Annotated in this window: 18 protein-coding genes and 1 pseudogene; 15 read left to right on the top strand and 4 right to left on the bottom strand. The window is 39.4% G+C overall.

From position 1 onward, the window contains the following. Positions 1-39: 39 nt before the first annotated feature. The 3 genes from FE005_RS04160 to FE005_RS04150 are packed head-to-tail and all read left to right on the top strand — an operon-like array spanning position 40 to position 2,203. Entirely contained in the window at positions 40-1,125 is a 1,086-nt protein-coding gene (locus FE005_RS04160) for a CdaR family transcriptional regulator (RefSeq protein ID WP_003128888.1), read from the top strand. Then, entirely contained in the window at positions 1,118-1,591 is a 474-nt protein-coding gene (locus FE005_RS04155; protein ID WP_005469787.1) for a PTS sugar transporter subunit IIB, read from the top strand. The genes FE005_RS04160 and FE005_RS04155 overlap by 8 nt, the downstream gene beginning before the upstream one ends. A 15-nt stretch (positions 1,592-1,606) precedes the next feature. Then, positions 1,607-2,203 carry an SIS domain-containing protein gene (locus FE005_RS04150; RefSeq protein ID WP_138371376.1) on the top strand — a complete coding sequence of 199 codons (597 nt, stop codon included), beginning with the start codon at positions 1,607-1,609 and terminating at the stop codon, positions 2,201-2,203. A 317-nt stretch (positions 2,204-2,520) separates the two neighbouring features. Here FE005_RS04150 and argH read toward each other — a convergent pair whose 3' ends face one another. Continuing rightward, entirely contained in the window at positions 2,521-3,900 is a 1,380-nt protein-coding gene (gene argH / locus FE005_RS04145; protein ID WP_138371375.1) for an argininosuccinate lyase, read from the bottom strand. A gap of 59 nt (positions 3,901-3,959) precedes the next feature. After that, positions 3,960-5,174 (bottom strand): argininosuccinate synthase, encoded by a 1,215-nt coding sequence (locus FE005_RS04140; protein WP_138371374.1) that lies wholly within the window; start codon positions 5,172-5,174, stop codon positions 3,960-3,962. Positions 5,175-5,573: 399 nt separating this feature from the next. On the opposite strand from FE005_RS04140, the gene rplM reads away from it, so the two are divergent. Together rplM and rpsI are read left to right on the top strand one after the other, a co-directional pair. Further along, positions 5,574-6,020, top strand: a complete 447-nt coding sequence (gene rplM / locus FE005_RS04135) for a 50S ribosomal protein L13 (protein ID WP_301337271.1) — start codon at positions 5,574-5,576, stop codon at positions 6,018-6,020. Positions 6,021-6,035: 15 nt separating this feature from the next. Continuing rightward, on the top strand, positions 6,036-6,428 hold the full coding sequence (gene rpsI, locus FE005_RS04130; RefSeq protein WP_003128901.1) for a 30S ribosomal protein S9: 393 nt from the start codon (positions 6,036-6,038) through the stop codon (positions 6,426-6,428). Between the two features lie 57 nt (positions 6,429-6,485). Here the strand turns inward: rpsI and FE005_RS17190 are convergent. Beyond that, positions 6,486-6,748 (bottom strand): annotated as a pseudogene (locus FE005_RS17190) (hypothetical protein); the annotation flags it as partial. Positions 6,749-7,635: 887 nt separating this feature from the next. Between FE005_RS17190 and FE005_RS04110 the strand changes: the two are divergent. The 8 genes from FE005_RS04110 (at position 7,636) to FE005_RS04070 (ending at position 14,236) form a co-directional block, all read left to right on the top strand. Further along, a complete protein-coding gene (locus FE005_RS04110) occupies positions 7,636-8,493 on the top strand; it encodes a PRD domain-containing protein (protein ID WP_081131167.1) in 858 nt (285 codons plus the stop codon). Continuing rightward, positions 8,490-8,951, top strand: coding sequence for a PTS sugar transporter subunit IIA (locus tag FE005_RS04105; RefSeq protein ID WP_138371373.1), 462 nt, complete (start codon positions 8,490-8,492; stop codon positions 8,949-8,951). The genes FE005_RS04110 and FE005_RS04105 overlap by 4 nt, the downstream gene beginning before the upstream one ends. A 22-nt stretch (positions 8,952-8,973) precedes the next feature. Continuing rightward, the gene (locus FE005_RS04100) at positions 8,974-9,255 is read left to right on the top strand and encodes a PTS sugar transporter subunit IIB (RefSeq protein WP_081131165.1); all 282 of its coding nucleotides are present in this window, start codon (positions 8,974-8,976) and stop codon (positions 9,253-9,255) included. Positions 9,256-9,261: 6 nt separating this feature from the next. Then, positions 9,262-10,614, top strand: coding sequence for a PTS galactitol transporter subunit IIC (locus FE005_RS04095; RefSeq protein ID WP_081131164.1), 1,353 nt, complete (start codon positions 9,262-9,264; stop codon positions 10,612-10,614). After that, complete coding sequence (locus FE005_RS04090; RefSeq protein WP_081131163.1) at positions 10,586-10,846, top strand: hypothetical protein; 261 nt, start codon at positions 10,586-10,588, stop codon at positions 10,844-10,846. The genes FE005_RS04095 and FE005_RS04090 overlap by 29 nt, the downstream gene beginning before the upstream one ends. Further along, positions 10,839-11,645, top strand: a complete 807-nt coding sequence (gene rhaD / locus FE005_RS04085) for a rhamnulose-1-phosphate aldolase (RefSeq protein ID WP_113849020.1) — start codon at positions 10,839-10,841, stop codon at positions 11,643-11,645. Before FE005_RS04090 ends, rhaD begins: the two co-directional genes overlap by 8 nt. A gap of 96 nt (positions 11,646-11,741) precedes the next feature. Then, on the top strand, positions 11,742-12,893 hold the full coding sequence (gene fucO, locus FE005_RS04080) for a lactaldehyde reductase (RefSeq protein ID WP_081131161.1): 1,152 nt from the start codon (positions 11,742-11,744) through the stop codon (positions 12,891-12,893). Between the two features lie 1,037 nt (positions 12,894-13,930). Then, a complete protein-coding gene (locus FE005_RS04070) occupies positions 13,931-14,236 on the top strand; it encodes an ABC transporter permease subunit (protein ID WP_225585894.1) in 306 nt (101 codons plus the stop codon). Positions 14,237-14,458: 222 nt separating this feature from the next. Here the strand turns inward: FE005_RS04070 and FE005_RS04065 are convergent, their stop codons facing one another. Continuing rightward, entirely contained in the window at positions 14,459-14,902 is a 444-nt protein-coding gene (locus FE005_RS04065) for a helix-turn-helix transcriptional regulator (protein ID WP_103300511.1), read from the bottom strand. A gap of 546 nt (positions 14,903-15,448) precedes the next feature. Between FE005_RS04065 and FE005_RS04060 the strand changes: the two genes are divergently transcribed. Both FE005_RS04060 and FE005_RS16970 read left to right on the top strand, forming a co-directional pair. Further along, entirely contained in the window at positions 15,449-16,408 is a 960-nt protein-coding gene (locus FE005_RS04060; RefSeq protein ID WP_254696999.1) for an ABC transporter substrate-binding protein, read from the top strand. After that, complete coding sequence (locus FE005_RS16970; protein WP_254696998.1) at positions 16,309-16,755, top strand: extracellular solute-binding protein; 447 nt, start codon at positions 16,309-16,311, stop codon at positions 16,753-16,755. Before FE005_RS04060 ends, FE005_RS16970 begins: the two co-directional genes overlap by 100 nt. Positions 16,756-16,773: the final 18 nt, after the last annotated feature.

The following is a 16,773-nucleotide window of genomic DNA, read 5'->3' as shown; positions in this document are numbered from 1 at the left end:
TTATGCTGGATCCGTATTTTTTAGCTTGAGGTGAATATAATGAATTTGGAGCAAATTTTTAAAGAATTTATTTTTGTTGTACAAGAAAACCCCAAATATACGATTGGCCTTATAGATAATTATGGAAAAGTTATTTCCAGTAGCGATAAAAGAAAAAATGGTACTTTGATCGACCTAAGTCAACAAGGTAAAGACGACCACTTCTATAAAATTGCTGTTGAAGAGAAAGACTATGGTTATTTATGGGTAAATGGACAGGATGATAGTTTAAGTATTGTGGCAAATTTGCTGTCAGAGTCGCTTAAAACAAGAATTATTTATGAAATGAATCAAGAAGCTGCTAGACAAAGTTTAAGTTTGGAAGAACAATTGATCAAAGCACTGATTGCCAAGAGGAATTTTAGCATTGACGAAGTTCTGCGTCTTGTTCAAGAACTGCACATTGATGGAACAAAGCCAAGAGTAGCAATCCGTATAGTCAAAGGAACAGCTTTTGATGTGCAAGAAGTGACAAACTTAAAGTACAAAATCAATGAAGATGAGACTATTTACTCATTGATGGCAGATAATGAGATAATTATGTTTAAAGTCATCCCAAAAAATTTGATGGAGCTGACGGTCAAAGACTATCTCAACAGTTTTATTCGCGATCTGCAAGAATGGGGATTAAGTGACTGCTATTTTTATGTAGGCAGTGTGCAAAATAAGTTGCGGCTATTCCAGTCAAGCTATCAACATACATATTGGCTGAAGAGAAATTTTGCAATGGAAGGACAAAAGATTTACCATTTTTGGGACTACGTCCTTAATTACCTAGCAAATCGAGTTCCTCACCAAGAAGTAACGAATCTGTTTGATTATTTTAATGGAGGAATCAACAAAATTGATACTGCTGAACTGATCAGTATTGCAAGACATTTATACACTAATGATTATAATCTGACACAGACAGCAGAAAGTTTGTTTTTACACAAAAATACTCTAGTGTATAAAATCAAACGATTTGAGGAACTATTTCATATCGATATTCGTGGGAGTTTTCAAGGTAAGATCCAGTTTTATTTACTAGCTAACTATTTAAGTGATAATGACAAGCGTGAGCAGGCAGGTGAGATCTATGAGTAAGAAAGTGAAATTAGTCAGAGTGGACAAACGGTTGTTGCATGCAACAGTGGCATTGAATTGGAACAACTTCATTAATGCTAGTTATATCGCGATTGTAGATCCTACTCATAAAGATGATCCTTTCCTGGAGAAAGTTTTGCAGCTTAGCTTTTCTAATAAAAGTAAAGTTAGTATCTTCTCAGTCGATCAATTATTGGAATTTTTAGCACAGGACACGGAAGAAAAATGCAATGTAATGATTATTTTCAAAAATATTTGTGCGCTAAGAGAGGCTGTGAATAAGGGGTTTTCTTCAAAAGAAGTGCAACTTCCTTATCCAGCAAGTCGAATTCTCTTGAAGAAAATCGATGAATATTTCACTCAGGAAGAAATGACAGCTATACGAGAAATCCAAGAAAAAGGCGTCAAGTTTTTCTTCCAAACGACACCTATGGATACAAAAGATTATTCGGTTTTCAATAAATAGAAATCAGGTGAAAGAATGGGATTGAGTTATGATCAGTGTGTACTAGATGAATTGGCTTTAGCGATGGACAAAATCGATGAAGGATCTTTAGAAGCTGCGAAAGAGATGATTCTCCAAACAGAAGCTGACGGAGGGCGCGTCCATGTAACGGGGATCGGAAAACCCTCTTATGTTGCGGGATATATTGCTTCATTGCTTTCATCCACCGGTACGCCAAGCTATTTTTTAGATGGAACGGAAGCGGTTCATGGATCAAGTGGTCAAGTAAAAGCTGGTGATGTAGTGATCGCTATTTCTAACAGTGGGGAAACCAAAGAACTACTCTATACAATTGAGACACTTAAGAATAATGGTGCAAAAATTATCGGCGTCTCCAAAAGAAGTGACTCTACGCTCAGTCATTTATCGGATGTTTCCCTATGCGCGGCAGTTCATAAAGAAGGGGATCTATTGAACAAGCCGCCTCGCTTATCGGTTTTGGTACAAATCATTGTTTTACAAAAGCTATCGCTCCTCTTGCAAGAAGCTCGAAAGTTAACCCCAGAAATGTATGTGCAATGGCATCCAGGAGGAGCGATTGGCGAGTCGCTAATACAGCAGGAAAATTGCTAAAGGATACGAATTTTGATTAGATGATTTTTGATTAAGATAGGTAACAATCAAAAGGTTAGGTGTTCTTAATCCAACAGGTACTTGTATAGGAAAACGATAACAAGTTTTTCACTATCAGAATTTATAAACCACAGGCTTTCGTATTTCTGATAGACATAAAAAAGGCTTTGACAGAAGCCCTTCAGCAAACAGAATAATCAAACGATGAGATTGTCTCTGCAGTTAGCAGAACCGATTCGCAAATAGGTAATGGATCACACCATTCATTTATCATCGTTGAGATTATTTTGGTTAGCTAGTTCTTCTGCAGCCTTTTTTTATGCCAATGCCAAGGATTGCTTGGCGGATTCGATCTGTTGTTTGACTTGGTCAAATCCGGTACCGCCGTAAGAATGCCGGTTCTTGACTGCCGTATAGGAGTCAAGTTTATCGTAAATGTCAGCTTCGATCACTGGCTGGACTGCTTGATACTCTTCTAGTGGGATATCCTGCAAATAAATGCCTTTACTGAGGCACTCACTCACCAATTTACCAACGATTTCATGGGCTTGTCGGAAAGGAATTCCTTTACCTGCTAAATAATCCGCCAGTTCAGTGGCATTGGAAAAGTCTTTTTCTGTCGAACGTTTCATTCGCTCATGGTTGACTTGCATCGTTTGGATCATTCCGGTCATGATCTGCAAGCTTTTCACAATGGTTTCGGTGGTATCGAACATGCCTTCTTTGTCTTCTTGGAAATCTTTGTTATAAGCCAAAGGCAGACCTTTCATGACCGTCAATAAACTAAAAAGGTTGCCATAGATACGTCCTGTTTTGCCGCGGATCAATTCCGCCATGTCAGGATTCTTTTTTTGCGGCATGATTGAACTACCTGTAGAGAAAGTATCCGTCAATTCCACGAATTGAAACTCATGACTGCACCAAAGAATCAACTCTTCACAAAAACGAGAAAGATGCATCATCAAAATCGCGGCATTACTCAAAAATTCCAGAATAAAATCACGGTCACTAACGGCATCTAGACTATTGCTGTAAATCGAGCCAAAACCTAATTCTTCCGCACTATAGGCACGGTCGATAGGGAATGTGGTGCCAGCCAATGCAGCACTGCCTAAAGGCATGATATCGATCCGAGTGAGACTTTCTGTAAACCGTTCTTGATCGCGGGTCAACATGCTGTAATAGGCTAACAAGTGATGGGCAAAAGAAATCGGCTGTGCATGTTGCAGGTGAGTATAGCCAGGCATGATCGTGTAGATATTGCTTTCAGCTTGCTCCACTAGTACGTGACGGAACGCCGCAATCAAGTCGATGACTTCCTTTACCACATCCTTCAAGTACAAGTGCATATCCGTCGCAACTTGATCATTCCGACTCCGGGCCGTATGCAATTTGCCAGCGACGGGTCCAATTTCTTCATGTAAAAAGGTCTCAATATTCAAATGAATATCTTCGTTCTCAATCGAAAAGGTCAGTTCTCCAGCTGCTAATTTCTCTTGGATCGCTAACAAGCCTTGAATGATTTTGTTGCCATCTGCTTCATCAATGATCCCCGTGTGGATCAGCATTTTGACGTGAGCCAAACTGCCTTGGATGTCCTGTTTTGCCAATAATTGATCGAAAGGAATCGACGCTCCAAAGGCATCGATCCATGCTTCATTTTTGCCGTCGAAACGACCGCCCCATAATTTTGCCATTTTGCTCACCTCGAAAGAAACTTGACTTCACCCTCAAAAGGCAAAAGTCACCTCATTGACTAAATCAGTGTTTCTGTTAATTGCTGTTGTGCCTGAATCTCTGCGTGGACCTTGCTAGGCAGTCCCCATAATTTAATGAATCCGATCGCTGCATGTTGATCGAAGGTATCGGCAGACGTATAAGTCGCCAAGTTTTCATCGTAAAGACTGTTCTCCGACTTACGTCCTTCACAGATGACATTGCCTTTGAACAATTTCAAACGCACGATCCCATTGACATAGACCTGTGTACTTTTTAGAAAAGCGATCAAGGCATCGGTTAAGGGATTGAACCAGAGACCGTCATAAATCACTTGTGCCAGTTGCTGCTCAATGATGGGTTTGAAATGGGCCAACTCGCGAACAAAAACCAAATCCTCTAATTCTTTATGAGCTGTCATTAGAGCCATCGCTCCCGGACATTCGTAGACTTCACGAGATTTGATCCCCACTAAACGGTTTTCGATGTGGTCGATCCGACCAATACCATGTTCGCCGGCTAGACGATTCATTTTCATAATCAATTCGGCCAGATTCAGTGTTTCGCCATCCAATGCGGTAGGAATCCCTTGATCAAAAGTAATCTCAACGATCGTCGGTACATCAGGAGTATCTTCCAATTCTTGCGTAATGGCATAAGCGCCTCTAGGGGGAGTCGCCCATGGATCTTCTAAGACCCCGCATTCGCAAGCCCGGCCCCAAAGATTTTGATCGATCGAATAAGGGTTATCCAAATCGGCAGGAATCGGCACCCCTTTTTCAGCGGCATAGGCAATCTCTTCTTCCCGGGACCATTTCCATTCCCGAACCGGAGCAATGACTTTCAAGTGAGGGGCTAATGCGGCAATCGCGACCTCGAACCGGACTTGGTCATTTCCTTTACCAGTACAGCCATGAGCAACGGTAGTCGCCCCTGTAGCGATGGCTAATTCTACTAGTTTCTTGGCAATCAGCGGACGAGAAAGGGCAGAGACCAGCGGATAGGAGTTCTCATAGAAGGTATTCCCTTGTAAGGCAATCAATGCAAAGTCCTGAGCAAACTCTTCTCGGGCATCAATCGCATAGGATTCGATGGCACCCACAGCGAGTGCTTTGTCTTTGATCGATTGTGTATCACGGCCTTCGCCAATATCCAAACAGCACGCTACCACATCATATCCTTGATCTGTCAGCCATTTAATCGAAACAGAAGTATCAAGTCCACCAGAATACGCTAAAATTACTTTTTCTTTCATAATGATTAACTCCCATCCTTAAGTTCAAGTAAGATGAAGCTATCGTAACAGAATAAAAATAAGAAATCAAGATAAAAAGTAAATATTTATACAGTGTATTTCTCTTTCGTTTAGTGAAATCATCGATATAAATTGATATAATAATAAAAACCAGAGATGCTTATGGCAGGAAGCATACAAATTATGCAAAGAATGTGTATAAAAGTGCATCCTGTTTGGTAGGGATAACAACTGAAAGTTTTCGGAAAAGAATTGAAGGGAAATTTCAAAAAAACAGCGAAACACGTTGACATGTGGCGCTTAAGCAGGTATTATGTTATATGGTATTGTTTGCCCCACGAGAGCCCCGGAAACTCAAGTGTATGTCAAACATTCGTGAAATTGAATTGGAGGAAAAAAATCGTGCGTACAACATATATGGCCAAACCAGGCGAAGTAGAACGTAAATGGTACGTAGTAGATGCAACGGATGTTCCTATGGGACGTCTTTCAGCAGTTGTGGCATCTATCTTACGTGGTAAAAATAAACCAACATTCACACCTCATGTGGATACAGGTGATTTCGTAATCGTCATTAATGCAGAAAAAATCAAATTAACAGGTAACAAAGCAAGCGATAAAATTTATTACCGTCACTCAAACTTCCCAGGCGGATTGAAATCAGTCTCTGCGGGAGAACTACGTGCTAAAAATTCTCGTCGTTTGATCGAAACTTCTGTTAAAGGCATGCTTCCTAAAAACACTTTAGGACGTAAACAAGGAATGAAACTTCATGTTTATGCTGGCGCTGAACACCCACATGCTGCACAACAACCAGAAGTATTGGACATCACAAACTTAATCTAATAGGAGGGAATTTCATTGGCACAAGCTCAATATATCGGCACAGGCCGTCGTAAAAATGCAGTAGCCCGCGTACGTTTAGTACCAGGTACTGGTAAAATTACTGTTAACAAAAAAGATGTTGAAGAATACATCCCACACGCTGACTTGCGTGAAGTAATCAACCAACCATTCGGCGTTACAGAAACTAAAGGATCATACGATGTTTTTGTAAACGTAAATGGTGGTGGATATGCTGGACAATCAGGTGCAATCCGTCACGGTATCGCACGTGCATTGCTACAAGTAGATCCTGATTTCCGTCTAGCTCTTAAACGCGCTGGCTTACTTACTCGTGACGCACGTATGGTCGAACGTAAGAAACCAGGTCTTAAGAAAGCTCGTAAAGCTTCACAGTTTTCAAAACGTTAATTGCTGGAGCCGTTGCGAATTTATTCGCTTACGAATACAGTATGGGACGGAGATTTCTCAGGAAATCGAGTACCATTCATTTAAAACAATCAAGACGTTTCGCAACTTAGTTTGTGAAGCGTCTTTTTTCATTGTTGACACCACTATTGACACCATTCAAGACAGTACCATTTTGAGCTAATTTGCGATAAGCAATCTCACCAACGGGCATTTTTTATGACGTTTGGTGTGTTTACATAAGTTTTTGTAATTGTGGTATCGCTATGTGTGAGCGCTTCTGAAATCTGCTCGAAAGAAATGCCAGACTGTCTAGCTAAAGTTGGGAAAATATTGATTTGTTGTAGTTTATTAAATTGCACCTTTTTCCATGTTGTCAGTAGATCAATGATGGAATCAACTACTAGAATGGTTCGAAAGCGATAGGAGTTTTTCATTTCTTTTACATGCTCGCATTTCTCAGTATCTTTATTTTTTACCAATTTATACATGAGGGAAATCAACTTTTATTGAAATTCACATCTGACCAAACTAGTGGATAGATTTCTCCTTTGGCTGCTCCTAATTGATAAATCAAAAAAACGTGTAGTCTTGCACCCCATTAAACATTGCACCAATTACTATCAGTGATGATGTCTTGATTGCGCCAAATGTCGGCGCTTGGACTACGCCTTAGATACTTATTTGCGGCGTGAGCTAAAAGCTGAAGGTGGCACGCCTAGTTATGGGTGATAATTACTGAATTGGGGCTAATAGCTCGATTTACCAAAGGTAACTATTGGCTCTGATGTGGTGATCGGTGCCGGCAGTGTTGTGACTCGCGATAGTCTTGATGGTGTCTTGATTTATGATAATCCTTGTCGGGTGATTCGAAAATTTTATCAGTAGAATCGGGAATACTATTTTAAATACAAGAAATATCCTGTTGAGTATTTAGTGGTAAACCCTTGATAAAACAGTCTTTTTATCAAGATGCTAAAATTATGTAAAAAATAATTTCGCTAAAATGTTGACGTTTTCAAAAAAGATGATATTATAGTTCTTGTAAATGATAACAAACTAAATACTAGATGAGTGTAACTGTTCAATCAGGCATCATCAATAAGGATTTTGGCGTTATATCTAACGCTAGGAGTGTTTATTGATGATGCCTGATTTTTTTTGACGGGAGGTGCGTACAGGAGGTTCATACAGGAGGTGCATAAAGAAAATGAAAGTGCTTCAATCATTGAACCAAAATGCTTTACTGGTTCGCTATGAAGGATCCGAGTGTATCGTCGTCGGAAAAGGAATTGGCTTTGGTAAGAAAAAGGGAGATCCAGTAAATGAAGCTCTAGTAAGCAAAGTTTACCAAATGGCGCCGGAGCGCACTGATCTCTTAAACCTTTTAGGTGATATCGATGAAGAAAGCATCCAAATGGCAGAAGAGGTGACAGAACACGCCCAAATGGAACTGGGAAAAGCGTTTACCGGCAACTTTATCTTGTCATTAGCTAGCCATATCCAGTTTTTAGAGGAAAAGTACGCGGGTCAAATAGAGATTTTCCAACCTTTTCACTATGAGTTGAAGTATCTCTATCCGAAAGAGCATCAGGTAGCTGAGTGGTCGGTGAACTACTTGAATAAATCGTATCAATTGAATTTGCCAGAAGCGGAGGTTTCGTTTTTTACGCTACATTTTGTGAATGCTTTGATTGATCAAGGTGAAATGAGCAATGTAGTTGAGCTGAGTGATATTTTAAATGAAATTGCGGAACTGGTGGAACAAGAACTAGGACATCCTTTGAAGCGAGAATCCATCGACTTTTCTCGTTTCATTATCCACCTACGTTACTTTGTCATTCGTAACTTGAACAGCAGCCAGCGAAAGAATGAAATCAACGACAAAGAATTCCAGCAATTATACACGCTGGCGTTAAGTTTGTATCCTTTTGAAAACCAGATATTATACAAGATTAAAACGATGCTACAAGAAGACCATCAAATGAATTTTGGTAACTCAGAAGATTTTTATCTTTTATTACATTTAGTCAGAATTGTTAGTGAGGAAGGAGGGAAAGAAAAGTGAGTTTTAAAGAACTGTTTAAACCAGAGTTAATGGCCTTGAACATGCAAGCAGCAGACCAAATAGATTTCTTTAGTCAAGTATCAGATCGGTTATTGGAACAGAATGTTGTCAAAGAAACCTTCAAAGCAGCAATTTCTGAACGAGAAAATAATTATCCCACAGGATTGCAATTGGAAAATTTCACCGTAGCCATTCCTCATACTGATGTGGTTCATGTAAAAGAAGCTTTCGTAGCTGTGAACCGCTTAAGTAACCCCATTGATTTTTATCAAATGGGTACAGATGACGTTGTGGTACCTGTCAAAGATATTTTGGTATTAGGGATTAAAGACCCTAAAAAACAAGTGGGTTTGTTAGCTGAATTGATGGGCGCATTTGCTGATCCATCATTCGTAGAGAAATATGAAAAAGCAACAACTATTGAAGAAATTACAGCACTTATTAATCAATATCTATAAAAAAATTGGAGGAAAAATTATCATGAAAAAAATTATCGTAGCGTGTGGTTCAGGTGTCGCAACATCACAAACAGTAGCTTCAAAGATTACTAAATTATTAAAAGAAAGAAAGGTTCCAGCTGAAGTTGAAGCTGTGGATATCAAATCATTGAAACACCATATTAAAGGTGCCGATGCCTATGTATCGATTGTTAAAACTAAAGAAGAATTCGATATTCCAGTCTTTAACGGAATTGCTTTCTTGACAGGTATGGGTCAAGACCAAGAAATCGAAAAAATCATCAAACTTATTCAGGAGGGCTAATCAAACATGGAAACATTACAAACAGTTATTAATTTCATCTTAAATGACTTAGGCGCAGCCGTTTTCGTGCCAGCTTTGATGTTAATCATCGGCTTGTGTATGAAGATGAAGTTCTCTGAAGCCTTTAGTTCTGCCTTGACCTTAGGGATTGCTTTTACTGGGATGTCTATCTTGATTAACTACATGATGACTTCCATGGGGGATGCCGCTCAGAAATTAGCAGAAAATACTGGCATTAGCTTGCCAGCTGTTGATGGTGGTTGGCCAGGGATGGCTTCCATCTCTTGGGCTTGGCCCTATGCCTTCTTGATGTTTCCGTTAACCATTGGGATTAACATCATCTTGCTGGCTTTGAACCAAACAAAAACATTGAACGTTGATATGTGGAATGTTTGGAATAAAATCTTTACAGCAGTAATGGTTTCTTACATTTCCGGTAGCGCAATTTGGGGCTTTGTAGCTGCTTCTATCCAAATCATTCTTGAATTGAAAGCTGGCGATATCTGGGGACCAGAAGTTGAAAAATTGACAGGGATTCCAGGGGTAACTGTTCCTCACTTTGTTACTTTGATTACGACCATCTTGTTCCCAATCGATGAATTATTGAAAAAAATCCCATTCTTTAACAAACCAATGGATGCTGATTCATTGAAAGAAAAAATTGGGATCTTTGGTGAAAACTCAGTGATGGGTGCCATCATTGGTTTCTTGCTAGGTTTAGCATCAGGATATGGAGTAGCAGGTGCCTTACAACTAGCGGTTCAAGCAGCTACTGCTTTGACCTTGTTCCCAATGGTTTCTAAATTATTCTCACAAGCATTGTCACCAATTTCAGAAGCAATTTCTGATTTCATGAAGAAAAAATTCGAAGGCAAAGAAGTCTTCATCGGTTTAGACTGGCCAATCTTGGCAGGTCGTAATGAATTATGGGTAGCGGTAATAATTACAATCCCAGTGTTGCTAGTAATGGCAATCGTCTTACCAGGTAACCAAGTTTTACCATTTGCCGGTATTATCAACTTATCTTTTGTAATTGGCGCGTTGTTGTTAACTGATGCTAACTTAGGACGGATGATCTTCCACGGTGTCATTTCAGCACCACTATTCTTGTACGGCGCGACTTATTTTGCACCATACATCACTCGTTTAGCTAATGAAACAGGGGCAGCTACTGTTGATAAAGGCAAAATGTTATCATGGAGTACTTTTGAAGGTCCAGACATTCGTTACTTGTTCTCAACGGCCTTTTCTGGCAATATCATCAGCATTGTTTTATTAGTAGGTTGGTTAGCATTGTTCTACATCATGTATCAAAATAAGAAAAAATACAATGCAACCATTGGTATGGAAAATGAATAAAACCATTGTCCAACAAAAATTGTTTTGGATTACAGTAATTTTATTCGACATGGGACTATTGATTTATGGATTTTTAGCAAATGACTGGTTTCTAAGTTTATTAGCCTTAGTGCTTGTATTGGTTATCAAGCGATACGGCTATGACCTTTTGTTCAAAAAGTATGATGAAGAATGGGATCAGAAACATCAGGAATATGTAGAAAAAAAGAGGAGATATCAGAAAAATGGCTGACTATAAAGATCACAAAGTAGTGAGAGAACTAGCAGATTTAACTTACACCATGTGGAACATGGGCTGGGATGAAAAAAATGGCGGGAACATCAGCTATATCCTGTTTGACGATGAAGTAAAGGAAATAGATATTGATGAAAACGGACGTTTTTACGAAATGGTCAGTATTCCAGAAAACATGGTGGGCAAGTATATCGTTATCACTGCATCAGGTAGTAACTTCCGTCTAGTTCGTGATGATGTCGAAAGTACAGTCGGTGTCATTCGAGTAGAAGAAAATGGTTACACGATCGTGGCTGGTTTTGCTAATGATAACAAACCAACTAGTGAAATTTACATGCATTTATTGTCACATGGTACACGCTTGAAAGCAGATCCGGAACATCGCGTTATCGTCCATAATCATGCCACTGAAATTTCCGAAATGACCTTCGTTCATGAATTGGACGACACCTCATTTACTCGGACATTGTGGTCGATGATTACTGAATGTATCGTAGTCTTCCCCGATGGCGTTGGCGTTTTACCTTGGATGGTCTGCGGGAATGAAGAAATCGGCTTAGCCACTGCTAAGAAAATGGAAACTTGCCGCATTGTTGTTTGGGCGCACCACGGTATTTTAGCTTCCGGTAGTAGTTTGAACGACGCTTTTGGCTTGATTGAAACAGTCAATAAGGCAGCAAAAATCTACATGGAAACCGTTGACAAACGTATTACCACAGGCATCACTGATGAACAATTGGTAGAATTGTGTGCATTCTTTAACATTACACCAAAAGAAGGCATTATTAAAGCATAGCATGATTAAGGTATTGTATAGTAGGAAGTTTTAAGCTTCCTACTATACTACTTTTATTGAACGTATTGTGAGAAATATAACAAGGAGTGTATGAAAATGGCAAACAGAATGATCTTAAACGAAGTATCTTATCATGGTAAAGGAGCCATCGGTGAAGTATCTAATGAATTTAATGCACGTGGTTTCAAGAAAGCTTGCGTCATCACAGACAAAGACTTGATCAAATTTGAAGTAGCAACAAAAGTTATTGAATTATTGGATCAAGCGGGTGTTGATTATGAAGTCTACGATGCCATCGTGCCAAATCCAACTATTCAAAACGTTAAAGACGGCGTGGAATTTGTCAAAAATTCTGGTGCGGACTGCATCATCGCTATTGGTGGCGGTTCACCAATCGATACAGCCAAAGCCATCGGTATCATTGTGACCAACCCAGAATTTACCGATGTACTTAGCTTAGAAGGTGTTGCCGATACGAAAAATCCATGTCTGCCAATTTTGGCGGTACCAACAACTTCCGGAACAGCTGCTGAAGTGACAATTAACTATGTAATTACTGATGAAAATAATCACCGTAAATTTGTCTGTGTTGACCCTCACGATATCCCAATCGTGGCGTTCATTGATAGCGACATGATGATGGGGATGCCTAAAGGACTTTGTGCTGCAACTGGTATGGATGCTATGACCCACGCCATCGAAGGCTACATCACTAAAGGTGCTTGGGAAATGACGGATATGTTGCATATCAAAGCGATTGAAATTGTGGGCCGTTCTTTACGTGATTCTGTCAACGGCGATCAAAAAGGGCGAGAGGATATGGCCTTGGCCCAATATGTGGCTGGTATGGGCTTTTCTAACGTTGGATTAGGTCTAGTTCATGGGATGGCGCATCCGTTGTCTGCTTGGTATAATATTCCTCACGGCGTGGCTTGTGCTTCATTATTGCCAACGATTATGAAATATAACAAAGACTTCACTGGTGAAAAATATCGCGACATTGCCCGCGTTTTAGGCGTTGAGAATGCTGATACTTTGTCAATCGAAGAAGTCCGTGACGCTGCTTGTGCCGCGGTGGATCAATTGAGTAAAGATGTTGGCATTCCGGCAACGATTTCTGAGTTGGGTGTCAAAGCCGAAGATTTAGCGCAAATCGCTGAAGATGCTTTCAAGGATGTTTGTACGCCGGGTAATCCGCGTGATACCAACGTTGATGAGATTGTTGAATTGTATCAGAGTTTGATGTAAGGAAAATAGTATTATAAAACTACAAATCGTCTGTGGATGGTTTGTAGTTTTTTACTTTCATTGAAAAATAAATTAATATGGCGAGTTTTATAATGAACTTAACCAGTTGCTAAAATAAAAAGATGTCATCGCAAAATGTCATGGATTATTGAAATTCTTACATAATCAGTAAGGATGAAATCGCGATGCCGCAAACCGAAAATACCACAGGACCACTCAAAGGAAAACACCTGACTTATAAGGAACTTGTACAATCGAAACACTTCGCTCGTTTGACAAGCCAATGTCTGGGAACAAAATTGCGGATAAACTCGGTTGCGCCGCAAAACAATTTACACAGAAATTAAGGATGGCACCATTCGCCAGATTCGTAAACAAAAGTAAAATGGCAAAGTCTATGAATTTGAATACTACGTCTACTCTGCTGATGCTAGAAAGGCGGCATATGACAAGACTCTATTAAACTCTATTAAGCAACCCAAATGGGTTTATGTCCAAAAATTCATGGCCTATGTAAATCATCAGATGAAACTGGAGAAACAATCACAGATGTAGTAAACATTCGGGAAGAGTTTGGTCACTGGGAAATCGACATTGCAGCTGGCTTGAAATCGGATAAGGACCACGATTGACTCTGACTGAATGCAAGACAAGATACGAAGTGGATTATTAAAATTATAGTTACGATTTCATTCGCATCGTATCGAACGATATGTTAACGCTTCAAAAAATCTTTATAATTACTCAGCCAAAAGTTATAAAGGAAAATTTAAAAATGGCGATATGGTTATTACTGAAAAAAATCTGGCTGGTAACGAACGAGTTCACTTCTCACCGGTATCGGCGTATTTGACGCCGGATTTAATTAAAGAGTTGTGTTACCAATAAAATTAAGCCATTCAGGAGGCGGAGGTAGACCTTTACTTATTTCTTTCCTTGTTTTAGATTTCCCCTCAATTCGTCCATTTATTGACGGAAATGGGCGAAAGTCGCGCTTGTTGTTTATGGCAGAATAAAAGTACATCCAAGGGGTGCAAATGGATGGCCTGTCGGAACTAGTCTTGTTTTTCCGAATATACATGCCAACTATGAAAACAACTTATGCAGCGGCTGCCACCATTACCTTCATCAATAGTTGGAACAGCTACCTGTGGCCGTTGATCACCCTTCAATCACCAGAAAAGCAAACCTTTCCTCTGATGATTTCTGTCATCGGCGCCACCAATAATCCAGATTACGGCTTAATGATGCTGGCGATCGTGATTGCAATCCTGCCAACAATGGTGGTCTTTTTCTCGCTGCAAAAGTATTTTGTGGCTGGGATGTTGGGATCGGTGAAGTAGGTGAATTGATTTCAATGGATGATCATGGTAGAAAGTAAAGTCTAACCTTTAATAGGTATAAAAAATATCACGCATCAAAAATATAAAATAAAACGTGTATACAAAACAAGAAGCATTCAAGAAAAAAATTCTTTTCTCGAGTGCTTCTTACTTCTGTATGTAAGGAAAACCTATTTTTGCCGAGCTTTTCCTAAAGGCACAATCTACAGTCAACTGGGTAGTCTATTTTCGTGCAAGGGTTTCGTTTATCAAACGACTCGTCACTTCAAATGCCATAGTGATATTCTTTCGTTCTTCACTAGTAAGCTCTTTTCCTGCGAAGGTCAAGTTAGGTTCTTTTTTCAGATATTCAATAAACTTAGCCGTTTGTTTAGAAATATCTTTTTGACTTTTATTTCGATAGTCTAAGAAATTCTCTTGTACATTGGGTACAATTTCGATTTGATTATCAAGAATTAAATCTGTAGATACATTAAATATTTCTGCTAGTTTTAAAATCTCTGTATCTCTTAAAGGACGCTCACCTCGTTCGATTCTGCCAAGAACATTTTTATTAAGGTTCATTAGCTTTGCTAGATGAGCTTGGGAATAATTCTTGCTTTCTCTCAGATTAATCACATTTTCCCCAATTTTTGAGTAGTCGTATAAGTTCTCTTGTTGAGACATCAGTAATGCACCTCACGTACCTGTTTTATAAAATCGTATCACAGAATACAAAATAGGTATGTTTTGTATATAAAATAGATATATTTATACAAATATCTATTTTGTTGTGATAAGATATTTTGTATACGAAATAGATACGATATGAATGATACTCATTATGGACTAGGTGAAAAGAGAAACTTATACTTCTAGAAACATACTCGGCTCATCTATTTCTATAAAAACTAGTTGTCATTACCTTTTTTTAGGTAAATGTTGTCAAAACACTTCGGTAAAAAGAAGTTAATTGCAGCCGCTAATCTATCAACGAATGATGGTGTTTCATCATTCATATGAAATACAACAGAGTATGTTCACATTGAACCGGCTGAAACTTTAACAACACACCTTAGACTTTCCTAAAAGCACCGGTAATAAAACTTCAATCGTAGTAAGCGAAAGGGGAGAGATTAGTAAGCATTAACCGCTTTATTTTCAAACCATGTATGTCGGGAAGTCTTAGGGTTTAGTTTATATTCAACCAAACAATTATAAGGAGGAATTTACGTGAGAAAGAAAATGAGTTTGCTAGGGTTAATCTGTTTTGTCAGTATCTTGTTTTTATCTGCTTGTTCCAATGAACCAAAACAGGGAGAGTCTGGCAATAACGAGGGGAAAGTTTCGTTAACGATGACCGCCTGGGGAAATCCTGCTGAGCAAGAAGTCTATCAACGAGCGATTGATGCCTATATGAAACAAAATGAAAACGTAACCATTAAATTGATTCCTGCACCTAGTGATACGTACTTGCAGCAATTGCTCACGCAATTGCAAGGAAGTCAAGCCCCGGATTTATTTTATGTCGGGGAGGTGCAAATGGCGCAATTGATCGCAACGGGAAGAATTATTGAGTTAACAGACTTCCTGAAATCTGAAGATAGTTATGTCAGTATTGATGATTTTGCTCCAGGGATATGGGGACCTGCTCGAAGAGAGAACCAGATTTATGGTGTCTCTGTCGATTCCAATCCGATGCTGCTTTATTACAACAAAAAAGTCCTAGAAGAAGCTGGGCTTGATCCTAACGAACCGCAAAAATTATATGAATCTGGAAACTGGACGTGGGAAAATTTCCAAAAGATAAATGAGACAGTTACTGCTAGCGGGAAGTATGGTCATGTCTTAGAAAATGGTGCGCATCATTACTTCAGCTGGCTGTGGTCAAATGGTGGAGAAATGTATGGCGAAGATGGTTCGTTTGTTTTACCTGAGAACGAACGAGGAATAGAAACTTTTGCGTATTTGACGCAAAACGTAGTTGATGGGAATTTTATCTATGCAGGTGCTTTACCAGAAGGACAAGGTGGCGATGCATGTTTATGTCCAATCAAACGGCCTTTGTGTCGGCGGGACGTTGGTTTACACCAATGTTCAGTGAAAATGATGCCTTGGCGTTTGATTATATTCCCTATCCTACCAATACAGGTGAACAAATCGAGCCTAGTTTTATCGCAACCGCGTATTTAGCGGTAGGGGATCATTCCAAAAATAAAGAAGAAGCATTGCGTTTTCTATCTTATTATACTTCTGAGCAAGGGCAGCGAGATCGATTAGAAAATGAAGGAAACGCTGTCCCTTCTGTGACGACAGCGGATGACATCATCGAAAGTGCCGCGATACCGGAACATGCTAAGTATTTAATCGATGCCAGAGATATCGGCAAAGTAGAAGATAAGCAAGCATTGGTGCCAGGACTAAGTGATCAATTAGAAAGCATTCTTGATTTGCTCTTCTTAGGGCAGTTGGAACTTGATGAAGCTGTCGTTCGCTTGGAAAAAACAGCCAATGAACTGATCGAAGCCAATCAACCGTAAAAATACTTATATATAAGG

The sequence above is a fragment of the Enterococcus sp. M190262 genome (assembly GCF_005843965.1).
Taxonomy (GTDB): Bacteria; Bacillota; Bacilli; order Lactobacillales; family Enterococcaceae; genus Enterococcus_D; species Enterococcus_D gallinarum.
This window is presented reverse-complemented; position numbering and strand designations above follow the sequence as displayed.

Excerpts from the sequence above, each read along its gene's own strand:
- FE005_RS04160 (WP_003128888.1), top strand. The coding sequence starts at position 40 with ATGAATTTGGAGCAAATTTTTAAAGAATTTATTTTTGTTGTACAAGAA.
- FE005_RS04155 (WP_005469787.1), top strand. The coding sequence starts at position 1,118 with ATGAGTAAGAAAGTGAAATTAGTCAGAGTGGACAAACGGTTGTTGCAT.
- FE005_RS04150 (WP_138371376.1), top strand. The coding sequence starts at position 1,607 with ATGGGATTGAGTTATGATCAGTGTGTACTAGATGAATTGGCTTTAGCG.
- argH (WP_138371375.1), bottom strand. The coding sequence starts at position 3,900 with ATGGCAAAATTATGGGGCGGTCGTTTCGACGGCAAAAATGAAGCATGG.
- FE005_RS04140 (WP_138371374.1), bottom strand. The coding sequence starts at position 5,174 with ATGAAAGAAAAAGTAATTTTAGCGTATTCTGGTGGACTTGATACTTCT.
- FE005_RS04110 (WP_081131167.1), top strand. The coding sequence starts at position 7,636 with ATGAAAGTGCTTCAATCATTGAACCAAAATGCTTTACTGGTTCGCTAT.
- FE005_RS04100 (WP_081131165.1), top strand. The coding sequence starts at position 8,974 with ATGAAAAAAATTATCGTAGCGTGTGGTTCAGGTGTCGCAACATCACAA.
- FE005_RS04095 (WP_081131164.1), top strand. The coding sequence starts at position 9,262 with ATGGAAACATTACAAACAGTTATTAATTTCATCTTAAATGACTTAGGC.
- FE005_RS04090 (WP_081131163.1), top strand. The coding sequence starts at position 10,586 with ATGCAACCATTGGTATGGAAAATGAATAAAACCATTGTCCAACAAAAA.
- rhaD (WP_113849020.1), top strand. The coding sequence starts at position 10,839 with ATGGCTGACTATAAAGATCACAAAGTAGTGAGAGAACTAGCAGATTTA.
- fucO (WP_081131161.1), top strand. The coding sequence starts at position 11,742 with ATGGCAAACAGAATGATCTTAAACGAAGTATCTTATCATGGTAAAGGA.
- FE005_RS04070 (WP_225585894.1), top strand. The coding sequence starts at position 13,931 with ATGGATGGCCTGTCGGAACTAGTCTTGTTTTTCCGAATATACATGCCA.
- FE005_RS04065 (WP_103300511.1), bottom strand. The coding sequence starts at position 14,902 with ATGTCTCAACAAGAGAACTTATACGACTACTCAAAAATTGGGGAAAAT.
- FE005_RS16970 (WP_254696998.1), top strand. The coding sequence starts at position 16,309 with ATGTTCAGTGAAAATGATGCCTTGGCGTTTGATTATATTCCCTATCCT.